This is a genomic window from Planomonospora sp. ID82291 (assembly GCF_015711645.1).
In the GTDB taxonomy this organism is placed as follows: domain Bacteria; phylum Actinomycetota; class Actinomycetes; order Streptosporangiales; family Streptosporangiaceae; genus Planomonospora.
Genome location: NZ_JABTEX010000002.1, coordinates 573,820 through 585,697, shown reverse-complemented (window position 1 = coordinate 585,697; position 11,878 = coordinate 573,820). Strand labels below are relative to the sequence as shown.

Genomic DNA, 11,878 nt, shown 5'->3' with positions numbered 1-11,878 from the left:
GAACGAGAACGCCCCGGGAAGACCGGCAGGACTCCCCACAGGCCGCCTGTCAGGACGAGACCCCGGGGCACCGGGGTCTCCCGGTGGAACGTTCCCGCTCAGGCCGGGGCGAGCTCCCTGATCCGCTCGTCCAGCTCCACCACCGCGGGCTCGGCGGCGTGCGGCTCCAGCCGCCGGCGCAGGTCGGTGACATAGGACCGGGTCCGGGCCGACTGCAACCCGCCCGCCAGCTCCAGCGCCTCGCCGGCCGCCGGGCAGGCCTCCTCCAGCTCGCCGCATTCCAGCAGCCCCGCGGCGAGCAGCGACAGGTTGAACATGCGCCCGCGCACGAACCGCCCGTCCATCTCCAGCGACCGCCGCGCGTGCCGTACGGCCTGCGGCCCGTCGCGCAGGTCGCGGAAGCAGTGAGCGGTCTTCGCCGACAGGTAGGCCTCGTCGAAGTACGCGATCCACTCGGGCTCGTCCCCGGGTTTCCTCTGGTCGAAGGCCAGCTCCGCCTGGTGCAGCGCGGCGCGGCAGGCCGTACGGTCGCCCAGCAGCGCCTGCGCGTGGGCCTCCAGCACGTGCGCCTCGGCCAGCAGGGAGGCGATCCCGGCGCGCCGGGCCGAGAGCTGGGCGGCGCGGGCGAGGTCGAGGGCGTGGGCGGGCTGCCCGATGTAGGCGGCCTGGTGGCTCATGCCGGCGAGGATCTCCCCGCCGAGGCCGTGGTCCCCCGCCCCCCTGGCCAGGCGCAGCGCCTGGATCAGGTAGCGCTGGGCGACCCCGTGGTGCTCCAGGTCGTAGGCCATCCAGCCGGCCAGCCGGGTCAGCTCGGCGGCGGCCGAGGCGAGCTCCCTGCCGGTGGCCTCGGCGTAGGAGCCGTCGTTGAGCAGCGGGGCGACGGCCGTGTCGAGGTACTTCACCACCGCCGCACGGATCCGGCCGCCGCCGAACCTGTTGTCCAGTTCGCCGAAGGACCGGGTGACCTCCCGGATCGCGGAGATGTCGGCCATGCCCACCCGCCGGGAGCCGCCCGCGGCGGGGCGGGTCTCCGCCGGGAGGGTCAGCCAGCGCACCGCGCCGACCGAACCGGCCCCGATCGCGAAGGTGGAGTCCACCAGGAACCTGCGCCGCTCCACGTCCGCCCGCCACAACGCCGTCACGCTCGCGACCCCTTCGTCCCAGGTGTGCGGGAACTCCTGCCCCACGTCGAGAGGCGTAGTCACCGCGGACATGTCCATGTCCTGCGGGGTGACCGTCCGGCCGAGCCGCAGCGAGAAGATCTCCGCCAGCAGGGCCGGGACCGGGTCGCGGGGGCGCTGGCCGCCGAGCCAGCGCAGGACGGAGCTGTGGTCGTACCTCAGCCCGGACAGGCCGCGCGCCCGGCCGAGCTCGTTGAGTTCGCGGGCCAGTCCCTTGTAGGTGAATCCGGCCTCGGCGATGAGCCGTCGGAGGGAGCGGTTCGGCTGGCGTTCCATCGTTCTCCTCGCCGTCGAGAATCCCGGAGCGCATGATGGTGCGCCTGGACGGTCCGCGGGCGTACGGGTGCCCGCGTGCCCTGCCCGGAAGGTAAAGGTAACGGAGAGAACTTGTTATAGCACGTTCCGTAAAGTAATTGCGATTCTTTGGCAAAGAAGACGCCCCCGCCGGTCGGGCGGGGGCGTCTTCGGAGGGTGGGCCGGAGGGGCGCCGGGAGACGGGCCGGTGCGGCCCGGACCGCGAGCGCCGCTCCCTGACCGGGATCGCCGCTCCGGGCGGACCGGCCGCCCGGGGCGGATCAGCCGGACGGGCCGGATCAGCCGGACGGGCCGGATCAGCCGGACGGGCCGGATCAGCCGGACGGGCCGAGCGGGCCGGCCGGATCAGGCGGCTACAGCCGGGCGACCCCGTCGGCGCGCGCCTGGGCGATGACCGCGGCGGTGACCGCGGGGGCGACCCGCTCGTCGAACGGGCTGGGGATCACCGAGTCGGCCGAGAGCTCGTCGTCGCCGACCACGGCGGCCAGCGCCTCGGCGGCGGCGACCTTCATGTTCTCGGTGATGGCGCTGGCCCGCACGTCGAGCGCCCCGCGGAAGACGCCGGGGAAGGCCAGCACGTTGTTGATCTGGTTGGGGAAGTCCGAGCGGCCGGTGGCGACCACCCGGGCGTGCTTCCTGGCCACCTCGGGGTGGACCTCGGGCGTCGGGTTGGACAGCGCGAACACGATCGCGCCGGGCGCCATCGAGGCGATGGCCCGCTCGGAGACCGTCGAGCCCGACAGGCCGACGAACACGTCGGCCCCGGCCAGCGCCTCCTCGGTGGAGCCGCGCAGGTCCGCCCGGTTCGTGTCGCGGGCCAGCGCCTCCTTGACCGGGTTGAGGTCGTCGCGGCCCCGGTGGACGAGGCCCTTGGAGTCGGAGACCGCGATGTCGCCGATGCCCGCGTTGAGCAGGATGCGGCTGACCGCCACCCCGGAGGCGCCGGCGCCGGCCACCACGGCCCGCAGCTCGCCCAGCGGGCGGCCGGTCAGCCGGGCGGCGTTCTTCAGCGCGGCCAGCACGACGATCGCGGTGCCGTGCTGGTCGTCGTGGAAGACCGGGATGTCCAGCAGGTCGCGCAGCCGCTCCTCGACCTCGAAGCACCGGGGCGCGCTGATGTCCTCCAGGTTGATGCCGCCGAACGAGGGTGCGAGCCGGACGACGGTCTCGACCAGGGCGTCCACGTCGGTGCAGTCGAGGCAGATCGGCACGGCGTCGACGCCGGCGAACTCCTTGAACAGCAGGGCCTTGCCCTCCATGACGGGCATGGCGGCGGCGGGCCCGATGTCACCGAGCCCGAGCACCGCGGTGCCGTCGGAGACGACGGCCACGACGTTCGAGACCCAGGTGTAGTCGGCGGCCAGCTCGGGCTCCTCGGCGATCGCGGTGCAGACCTTGGCCACGCCCGGGGTGTAGGCGAGGGCCAGGTCGTCGGCGTTGCGGACCGGGACGGTCGAGCGGACCTCCAGCTTGCCCCCGCGGTGCAGGGCGAAGGCCGGATCCAGATCGAGGGCTTCGAGGGAGATGGAAGATGACGAGATTGCCACAGCGACCCCTGTAATCAGTCAGACGGACATTTTCCTTCGTAGGCGCCGGAGGAGGTCGGCCCGGCTTCGGTAGCCGCTCGGGACGTGCTCACTGGAGGACGGTCGCCTGGAGGGTTCGGGGGTCACCCGTTGCTCGATTGTGCCACATGGTGAGACTCCCGCAGGTGACAGAGAACGCACACTTTCGTCACCGGGAACGTTAACCTGCTCACATGTAATACTTGAATCCCGGCAGACCCCTTACCTCGACACTCCGAACACCTCGACGGAAACCCCCGGTGGATCTGATCTCCTACGCCGAGCTGGCCGTGCTGCTCGTCAACCGCCCCGACCGCCTCACCGGCCTGGAAGGGGTGCGGACCCTGCTGGAGGAGAGCGGCCGCCCCCCGCAGGCCGACCGCCTCGCCCCCGGGGACCTCGACGCCCTGCGCGGGCTGCGCACGGAGCTCGTGACCGTCTTCGAGGCCGCCGCCGCCGGAGACGAGCGGGAGGTCGTCGACCGGCTCAACGCGCTGCTCCGCCGCCATCCCGTCCACCCGCAGATCGCCGCGCACGACGGCGAGCCGTGGCACCTGCACCTCACCGAGGGCGGGCGCTTCTGCGACCAGTACATCGTGGGCGCGGTGATGGGTCTGGCCACCATCGTCACCGACCTCGGCGCGGACCGGCTCGGCCTCTGCCGGGCGGCGCCGTGCCGCCGGGCCTACCTCGACACCTCCTCCAACCGCTCCCGGCGCTACTGCTCGGAGCGGTGCGCCAGCCGGGCGAACGTCGCCGCCTACCGGGCCCGGAAGAAGGTCGGCCAGGACAGCGGCGGCCTGTAGCGCGCCACCACCCGGCCCACCACCGGGACCGGGCCGAAGTCCCAGCTGTCCCGGCGGCCGGAGGCGCGCTGGTTGTCGCTCTCCAGCCACCAGTCCTCGCCGTCGCGCCACGCGGCGCGTTTGACGATCAGCCGGGACGGATCGGCGGGGAGCCGGGCGAGGACGAGGTCCCCGGACCGGACCGGGGCGCCGCGCCGGACCCAGAGCCAGTCGCCGGGGCGCAGCGCGGGCAGCATGGAATCCCCCTCGACACGGACTCTCATGAGCGCCAACCCCCTTCCTGTACGGGCCTGCGAAGGCGAGTAAGGTCGTTCGAGGACCATGTCGATCTCAGCATCAAGGAAGGATTCTCCGATGCTCGCACGACTTCTGCGCCCCAGGCACGTCGCGTCCGCCCACTGCGACCTGCCCTGCGGCGTCTACGACCCGGCCCAGGCCCGGATCGAGGCCGAGTCCGTCAAGGCCATCATGGAGAAGTACGCCGCGAACGAGGACCCGGTCTTCCGCACGCGCGCACTGATCATCAAGGAGGAGCGGGCCCAGCTGGTCAAGCACCACCTGTGGGTGCTGTGGACCGACTACTTCAAGCCGCAGCACCTGGAGGCCTACCCCCAGCTGCACCAGCTGTTCTGGGAGGCCACCAAGCTGGCGGGCGCCGCCGCGGCCAAGGGCACCGTCGACTCCTCCAAGGCCGACGAGCTCCTGGCCAAGATCGAGGAGATCTCCAAGATCTTCTGGGAGACCAAGGCCGCCTGATCCGCCGCCGCGGCCGGATCGGCGACCGCGCAGGGCACGGCGCACCGGCGCCCCCAGAGGCTCCGGTGCGCCTCTCCCACCTCGCGGAACGTCCTTTTTTCCCGTTCCAAATCATCCCGATCGCGCGTCTGATCGGGCCAACGGCCACCTTGGGGCGGTAGGTTGCAGTCAGCGACCTTGCGAGGAGGAACGTGACTGAGCACACCGAGGCGCCCGCGGTCGACGCGGGCGGGATCCGTGACGTGGTGAGCGTCCGGCTGCCGGCTGTGAGCGCATATCTGTCCGTTTTACGTACGGCCACCGCAGGGCTGGCCGCCCGTCTGGACTTCACGCTCGACGAGATCGAGGATCTCCGGATCGCGGTCGACGAGGCGTGTGCGATGTTGTTGACCCAGGCCGTCCCGGGCACCGACCTGACGGCCGAGTTCGAGCTCACCGGACAGGAGATGCGGGTCCGGGTCGAGGTCAGCACGGTGGGCAGCTCCCCGCCCAAGCGCGACGAGTTCGCCTGGATGGTGCTCACCGCTCTGGCGGACGACGTGGACGCCGTGACCGACTCCCCCGACCGTATGGCGATCGTGCTCCGCAAGCGTCGAGGCGCGGCGAGGCCGGCGTGACGGAAAGGACTCGTGCCATGGCCACCAGCGACCACGCGGTCCCCGACAGGGTTCGCGCGCGCACGCTCTTCGGTGAACTGGCGGAGTTGACCCCCGACGACCCGCGACGCCAGCGCATCCGCGACGAGCTCGTCGAGCTCCACCTGCCCCTGGTCGAATACCTCGCCCGGCGCTTCCGCAACCGGGGCGAGTGGCTCGACGACCTGACGCAGGTCGCCACCATCGGCCTGATCAAGTCGATCGACCGCTTCGACCTGGACCGCGGGGTGGAGTTCTCCACCTACGCCACGCCCACCATCGTGGGCGAGATCAAGCGGCACTTCCGCGACAAGGGCTGGGCGGTCCGCGTGCCGCGCCGCCTGCAGGAGCTCAAGCTCTCGCTCACCAAGGCGATCAGCGAGCTGTCGCAGCGCGAGGGGCGGGCGCCCACCGTCGCCGAGCTCGCGGCGTTCCTGAAGATGAGCGAGGAGGAGGTCCTGGAGGGCCTGGAGTCGGCCAACGCCTACTCCACGGTCTCCCTGGACGCCCCCGACTCCGGTGACGACGACGCGCCCGCGGTCGCCGACTCCCTCGGCATCGTGGACGACTCCCTGGAGGGCGTCGAGTACCGCGAGTCGCTCAAGCCGCTGCTCGAACGGCTCCCGCCGCGCGAGAAGCGGATCCTGCTGCTGCGGTTCTTCGGCAACATGACGCAGTCGCAGATCGCCACCGAGCTGGGCATCTCGCAGATGCACGTCTCCCGGCTGCTGGCCAGGACCCTGACCCAGCTCCGCGAGGGCCTCACCGCCGAGGACTGACCCGCCGGACCGGCCCGCTCAGGCCCCGCCGCTCCCGATCCCGTCCGACGGCTCCGCGTCCCCGTAGAGGACCCGGGTCGTCGGCGGGGAGAGCAGCGCGACCAGCGCGGTCACCACCGCGGCGGCCAGGAGGCCGCCGGACAGCGTCCAGCCCGACTCCAGCAGCGTGGCCACGACCGGGACCATGAAGATCTGGGTCAGCACCCCCGGGCTCCGCGTCCATTTCTCGGCCCGCAGCAGACCCCAGGCCACCCGGAGCAGGACCGCTCCCACGAGGAGCCCGAACCCGGCGACGAAGGCCGAGCTCATCGTGTCGGACGGGTTCCCGACCGCGGTCTCGACCGCGACGTAGCCGCCGAGGAGCAGCGCGGTCAGCCCTTCCAGCGCGAGGACGGCGGCGGCGACGGTGAGGGTCGGCGGGCGGTTCTGCACAGGGCAACCCTACAGCCGGTACCGATGGGCTCCCCTTTGACCGCCTATGTGCCGTTATTGCCGGATACGCTGGCGCCATGCGCGCGATGCTCCTGGTGAACCCCAAGGCCACGACCACCAACCAGCGGACGCGGGACGTGCTCATCAGGGCGCTGGGCGCGACGATGGACCTGACCGTCGAGGAGACCGGCTACCGGGGGCACGCCGCCCATCTCGCCCGCACGGCCCATGCCGACGGGTTCGGCGTGGTCGCGGTGCTCGGCGGCGACGGCACGATCAACGAGACGGTGAACGGCCTGCTCGACGCCGAGGACGGCGAGGTGGCGGCCGACCGGCCGGCGCTGCTGGTGATCCCCGGCGGGAGCGCGAACGTCTTCGCCCGCGCGCTCGGCCTGCCGAACGACCCGGTCGAGGCCACCGGAGTGGTGCTGGAGGCGGTCGGCCGCGACCGGCGGCGCACGGTCGGGCTCGGCCAGGCCCTCTGGGACGGGCAGAGCCGCTACTTCACGTTCTGCAGCGGCCTGGGATACGACGCCGAGGTGATCCGGGCGGTCGAGGGCATGCGCGGCACGGGCCGCAAGGCCACCCCCGCGCGCTACGTGAACACCGCGCTGCGCCACTACCTGTCGACCGACAAGCGCCGCGCGGCGATGCGCCTGGAGGGCCCCGGGGTGCCCCCGGCCTCCGGCATCTTCATGGCGGTGGTCTCCAACACCTCGCCCTGGAGCTTCATCGGCCCCCGGCCGGTCTGCCCGACCCCGTGGGCGAGCTTCGAGACGGGTCTGGACCTGCTCGGGCTCCAGCGCCTCGGCCTGCCGTCCATGCTCCACCTGATGCCGCAGATCATGGGCACGCGCGAGACCCTGCCGACCGGGCGGCACCTGGTGCAACTGCACGACGAGAAGGAGTTCACGCTGACCGCCGAGCGCCCGGTGGCCTTCCAGCTCGACGGCGACTATCTGGGGGAGGTCGAGCAGGTGATCTTCCGCTCTACCCCCAATGCGTTACAAGTATTGGCATAGTGGGTTACATATCGTCATTGTGTGACGTATCCGACACTCTTCTCCCCCAAAACCTTTTACCAAACCTCTTGCTTGCCCTCCGGGTAGCTGCCACTCTCAACAGTGACGTCGGAACGTAGGACCTTTGAGTGGCCGTAATCACGCTGAGGTCACCGACGATCACCGCGAGCACCTCCGGACCGGTTCAGGACCGGGAGGTCGTTCGCGCCTGTTAGTGAAAGTCTTCACAAAGTGAGCCGTCGGAGCCGAGCAAGGGCTCCTCTTACGAAGGAGTGGACGCATGGACTGGCGCCACCGAGCCGCCTGCCGTGACGTGGACCCCGAGCTGTTCTTCCCGATCGGCAACACCGGCCCCGCCCTGATGCAGATCGAAGAGGCCAAGCAGGTCTGCCGGACGTGCACCGTGAGCGACGCCTGTCTGAAGTGGGCTCTGGAGTCCGGGCAGGACGCCGGCGTCTGGGGCGGTCTGAGCGAGGACGAGCGCCGCGCCTTCAAGCGCCGCACGGCCCGCGCCCGCGCCCGCGCCACCGCCTGAACCGCGCCCCACCGGCACGGGGCCCCGGGGATGCGCCCGGGCCCCGCCGCGGCGGCCCGCACCGCCGCCCGGCCGCTCTCCGCGGACCCGCCCGTCAGATCCCCGGCAGGGGGATCGCCAGGGTGACCTCGGTCCCGCCGCCCTGACGCGGCTCGATGGCCAGCCGTCCGGAGAGCTCCCCCACCACCAGGGTCCGCACGATCTGCAGGCCCAGACTGGTGGACAGTTCGAGGTCGAACCCCTCCGGCAGACCGGCGCCGTCATCGGAGACGACCACGTCCAGCCGGTCGGCCTCCCGCGAGACGATCACCTGCAGCCGGCCCGGCCGCTGCGCCAGCCCGTGCTGGACGGCGTTCTGCAGCAGCTCGGTGAGGACCATCGCCAGCGGGGTGGCGATCTCCGACTTCAGCACCCCGAACGTCCCGACGCGGCGCGGCACCACCTGCGCCTCCGGGGCCGAGACCTCGCTGGCCATCGCGATCACCCGGTCGGCGATGTCGTCGAAGTCCACCTGCTCCTCGGGCGTGTGGGACAGCGTCTCGTGCACGATCGCGATCGACCCGACCCTGCGGACCGCCTCCTCCAGCGCCTCCCGCCCCTCAGGCACCCGCAGCCGCCGGGCCTGCAGCCGCAGCAGCGCCGCCACCGTCTGCAGGTTGTTCTTCACCCGGTGGTGGATCTCCCGGATCGTGGCGTCCTTGGTCATCAGCTCGCGCTCGCGCCGCCGCAGCTCGGTCACGTCGCGGATGAGCACCAGCGCGCCGATCCGCCCGCCCCCGACCACCAGCGGGATCGCCCGCAGCTGCACGACCGTGCCGCCCGCCTCCACCTCGGTCTCCCGGGGCTCCCTGCCGCTCGCCACGATCATCAGGTTCTCGTTGATGGGCTCACCGGCGTAGCAGAGCGTGGCGGTCGTGCGGCCCAGTTCCGCGCCGACCAGGTCCGCGGTCAGGCCCAGCCGCCGATAGGCCGACAGGGCGTTGGGCGAGGCGTAGGTCACCCGGCCCGCCCGGTCCAGCCGGAGCAGGCCGTCGCCCACGCGCGGCGAGCGGACCAGGATCGGCTCCGCGCCGGAGAACGGGAAGCGGCCCTCGGCCACCATCTGGGCCAGGTCCGAGGCGCTCTGCAGGTAGGTGAGCTCCAGGCGGGACGGCGTACGCGCCGACGACAGGTTCGTCGAGCGCTGGATCACCCCCAGGTAGCGCTGCCCGGGAGCCGCCCCGTTCGCGGGCCCGACGGGGGCGGTCCCGTTCGCCGCCCTGCCGCCCGGAGACCCGCCGCCCGGAGACCCGCCGGACGCGGGCCCACCGGACGCGGGCCCGCCCGACGCGAGCCCGCCGAGGGCGCCTCCGGCCGGGTCAGCCCGCCGTACCGGGATGGTCTCCTCCCGCACCGGGACGCCGGTGGACCAGTCGGGGTCGCCCTCGCGGCAGATCCTCCGCTCGTCCCAGGCGGTGTCGATGAGCTCGCGCTCGCCCCTGGCGATGGTCGTGCCCACGACGTCGTCGTGGTAGACGGTGGGCCCGGTGGTGGGGCGCATCTGCGCGACCGCGATCCACCCCGACCCGTCCTTGAGGGGGATCCACAGGATGAGGTCGGCGAACGACAGGTCGGCCAGGAGCTGCCAGTCGGAGACCAGCGAGTGCATCCAATCGAGGTCCGCGTCGTCGAGCGCGGTGTGGCGGACCGCCAGGTCGCTAAGAGTCGGCACCCGTGCATCATGCGTTCTTTGCCGCTCCGAATGCGAATCGGCCGATCCGGAACTGCGAAGATGCCCCCATGGAGCAGACCCCGGATCCCCTGGCCCGCCTGCGGACCGCCGCCGAAGCACGCCGTGCGGCAGGACTGCGGCGGACCCTGCGCGCCCGCACACCCGACGACGACGGCCTGATCGACCTGGCCTCCAACGACTACCTCGGGCTGGCCAGGGACCCGCGGCCGGCCGAGGCCGCCGTCGAGGCCACCCGCACCTGGGGCACCGGCTCCACCGGCTCCCGCCTGGTCACCGGCTCCACCGCGCTGCACGCCCGGCTGGAGGAGGCGCTGGCCGCCTTCGCCGGGGCCGAGGCCGCGCTGGTCTTCTCCTCCGGCTACCTCGCCAACCTGGCGGCCGTCGCGACGCTGGGCGCCGGCGCGCTGGTGGTCTCCGACGCGGGCAACCACGCCTCGATCGTGGACGCCTGCAGGCTCTCCCGCTCCCGCGTGGCGGTCACCCCGCACGGGGACGCGGCGGCCGTGGAGAAGGCCCTGGCCGACCGCGCCGAGGAGCACGCCGTCGTCGTCACCGACGCGATCTTCTCCGTCGACGGGGACCTGGCTCCGCTGGAGGAGCTGCACGCCGCGGCCGTACGGCAGGGCGCGCTGCTGGTGGTGGACGAGGCGCACTCGCTCGGCGTGGTGGGGCCGGGCGGGCGGGGCGCGGTGTACGCCGCGGGTCTGGCCGGTGAACGGACGGTTGTGAGAACGGTCACACTGTCGAAGTCGCTGGGCTCCCAGGGCGGGGCCGTGCTCGCCGCGCCCGAGGTCGTGGAGACCCTGGTGGACACGGGCCGCTCGTTCATCTTCGACACCGGGCTGGCCCCGGGCAGCGCGGCCGCGGCACTCGCCGCGATCGATATCCTTCACCATCGGCCCGAGCTGCCCGGACGCGTGCGGACCAGAGCGAGGGAGCTGGCCTCGATGGCCCGCGAACTCGGCCTGGAGACCGGCGAGCCGGCGGGTGCGGTCGTCCCCGTCGTCCTCGGCCGGCCCGAGACCGCACTGCGGGCCGCCGCCATCTGCGCGGAGCACGGAGTGCGGGCCGGATGCTTCCGGCCGCCCTCGGTGCCGGCCGGCCGCTCTTGCCTGCGGTTGACCGCGCGGGCCAATCTGAGTTCCGATGATCTCGCGGTGATCCGGGGTGCCCTCACCGCCGTCGCCGAGTTGAAGGTGGGCAAGTGAGCGAACGCGGTGAGCGGCCCGGCCGGCACGGCCGGTACGGCACGGCCGGCCGGACGGGTTCCGCGCCTGCGGGCGAGGAGCTTCCATGACGGACGACTCCCCCCGGATCCCGAAGTACTACGACGTCAAGCGGAGCCTCCTCTCCCTCACCAAGAGCCTGCCGGCGGGCAGCGCGCTGCCTCCGGAGAGGACGCTCGCGGTCCGCTTCGAGACGTCGCGGACCACCGTGCGCCAGGCGCTCTCGGAGCTCGTGGTGGAGGGCCGCCTGGTCCGCATCCAGGGCAAGGGCACGTTCGTCGCGCAGCCGAAGGTCGCCCAGGTCCTCCAGCTGACCTCCTACACCGGCGACCTGCGGACCGTCGGCCTGGAACCCGACACCAAGATCCTGGACATCAGCTACGTCACGGCCGACGAGCCCCTGGCCCGCCGGCTGGCCATCAACCCCGGTGGGCGCGTGCTCCGCATCCACCGGCTCCGCCTGGCCAACGGCGAGCCGATGTCGATCGACACCACCCACCTGTCCGCCCGCCGCTTCCCCCGGCTCCGGCGGGAGCTGGAGGTGCACTCCTCGCTGTACGAGACGCTGCACAACGCCTACAACGTGCGGCTGATGGACGCCGAGGAGATCATCGAGACCGTGCTGGCGACGCCGTACGACGCCCAGGTGCTGAGCGTCGACGTCGGCCTGCCGATGCTGCTGCTCACCCGGCACGCCTTCGACGCCGACGGCAACCCCGTGGAGTGGGCGCAGTCGCTCTACCGCGGCGACCGCTACAAGTTCGTCACCCGCCTGCGCCGTCCCTGACGAGAGCGCCCGTCCGCGCCGCCTCCGCCGGGAGCGCCCGTCCGCGCCGCCCCCGGCGGATCGGCCGCGCCGCCCCGTCACGCGGCCCGGCTCCCCGTAGGGTGAGG

The 11,878-nt window shown here is 72.5% G+C and carries 13 protein-coding genes; 8 read left to right on the top strand and 5 right to left on the bottom strand.

Annotation, left to right across the window (positions count from 1 at the left end):
• Window positions 1–98: 98 nt before the first annotated feature.
• Both HS045_RS13655 and HS045_RS13650 read right to left on the bottom strand, forming a co-directional pair.
• Window positions 99–1,457 (bottom strand): hypothetical protein, encoded by a 1,359-nt coding sequence (locus HS045_RS13655; protein WP_196451704.1) that lies wholly within the window; start codon window positions 1,455–1,457, stop codon window positions 99–101.
• 392 nt (window positions 1,458–1,849) lie between these two features.
• Complete coding sequence (locus HS045_RS13650) at window positions 1,850–3,043, bottom strand: NADP-dependent malic enzyme (protein ID WP_307827511.1); 1,194 nt, start codon at window positions 3,041–3,043, stop codon at window positions 1,850–1,852.
• Between the two features lie 278 nt (window positions 3,044–3,321).
• On the opposite strand from HS045_RS13650, the gene HS045_RS13645 reads away from it, so the two are divergent.
• A complete protein-coding gene (locus tag HS045_RS13645; protein ID WP_196451703.1) occupies window positions 3,322–3,867 on the top strand; it encodes an ABATE domain-containing protein in 546 nt (181 codons plus the stop codon).
• Here HS045_RS13645 and HS045_RS13640 read toward each other — a convergent pair.
• Window positions 3,822–4,130 (bottom strand): S24 family peptidase, encoded by a 309-nt coding sequence (locus HS045_RS13640; protein ID WP_196451702.1) that lies wholly within the window; start codon window positions 4,128–4,130, stop codon window positions 3,822–3,824. The two genes, HS045_RS13645 and HS045_RS13640, sit on opposite strands and share 46 nt — an antisense overlap.
• Before the next feature lie 91 nt (window positions 4,131–4,221).
• Here HS045_RS13640 and sodN point away from each other — a divergent pair, with 91 nt between their 5' ends.
• The 3 genes from sodN to HS045_RS13625 all read left to right on the top strand — a co-directional run bounded on the left by sodN (window position 4,222) and on the right by HS045_RS13625 (window position 6,037).
• Entirely contained in the window at window positions 4,222–4,623 is a 402-nt protein-coding gene (gene sodN / locus HS045_RS13635) for a superoxide dismutase, Ni (RefSeq protein WP_068897747.1), read from the top strand.
• 191 nt (window positions 4,624–4,814) lie between these two features.
• Entirely contained in the window at window positions 4,815–5,240 is a 426-nt protein-coding gene (locus tag HS045_RS13630; protein ID WP_068897748.1) for an anti-sigma factor, read from the top strand.
• 17 nt (window positions 5,241–5,257) lie between these two features.
• Window positions 5,258–6,037, top strand: a complete 780-nt coding sequence (locus tag HS045_RS13625; RefSeq protein WP_196451701.1) for an RNA polymerase sigma factor SigF — start codon at window positions 5,258–5,260, stop codon at window positions 6,035–6,037.
• 18 nt (window positions 6,038–6,055) lie between these two features.
• Here the strand turns inward: HS045_RS13625 and HS045_RS13620 are convergent, their stop codons facing one another.
• Window positions 6,056–6,469: a hypothetical protein gene (locus HS045_RS13620; RefSeq protein WP_196451699.1), complete on the bottom strand. Its 414-nt coding sequence runs from the start codon at window positions 6,467–6,469 to the stop codon at window positions 6,056–6,058.
• 77 nt (window positions 6,470–6,546) lie between these two features.
• On the opposite strand from HS045_RS13620, the gene HS045_RS13615 reads away from it, so the two are divergent.
• A complete protein-coding gene (locus HS045_RS13615) occupies window positions 6,547–7,491 on the top strand; it encodes a diacylglycerol kinase family protein (RefSeq protein ID WP_196451697.1) in 945 nt (314 codons plus the stop codon).
• 280 nt (window positions 7,492–7,771) lie between these two features.
• Window positions 7,772–8,026 carry a WhiB family transcriptional regulator gene (locus HS045_RS13610; protein ID WP_196451695.1) on the top strand — a complete coding sequence of 85 codons (255 nt, stop codon included), beginning with the start codon at window positions 7,772–7,774 and terminating at the stop codon, window positions 8,024–8,026.
• 94 nt (window positions 8,027–8,120) lie between these two features.
• Here HS045_RS13610 and HS045_RS13605 read toward each other — a convergent pair whose 3' ends face one another.
• Window positions 8,121–9,737: a PAS domain-containing sensor histidine kinase gene (locus tag HS045_RS13605; RefSeq protein ID WP_307827510.1), complete on the bottom strand. Its 1,617-nt coding sequence runs from the start codon at window positions 9,735–9,737 to the stop codon at window positions 8,121–8,123.
• A 68-nt stretch (window positions 9,738–9,805) separates the two neighbouring features.
• On the opposite strand from HS045_RS13605, the gene HS045_RS13595 reads away from it, so the two are divergent.
• The gene (locus HS045_RS13595; RefSeq protein WP_196451694.1) at window positions 9,806–10,966 is read left to right on the top strand and encodes an 8-amino-7-oxononanoate synthase; all 1,161 of its coding nucleotides are present in this window, start codon (window positions 9,806–9,808) and stop codon (window positions 10,964–10,966) included.
• Between the two features lie 85 nt (window positions 10,967–11,051).
• Window positions 11,052–11,771 (top strand): GntR family transcriptional regulator, encoded by a 720-nt coding sequence (locus HS045_RS13590; RefSeq protein WP_068897754.1) that lies wholly within the window; start codon window positions 11,052–11,054, stop codon window positions 11,769–11,771.
• The last annotated feature ends 107 nt before the right edge of the window (window positions 11,772–11,878 follow it).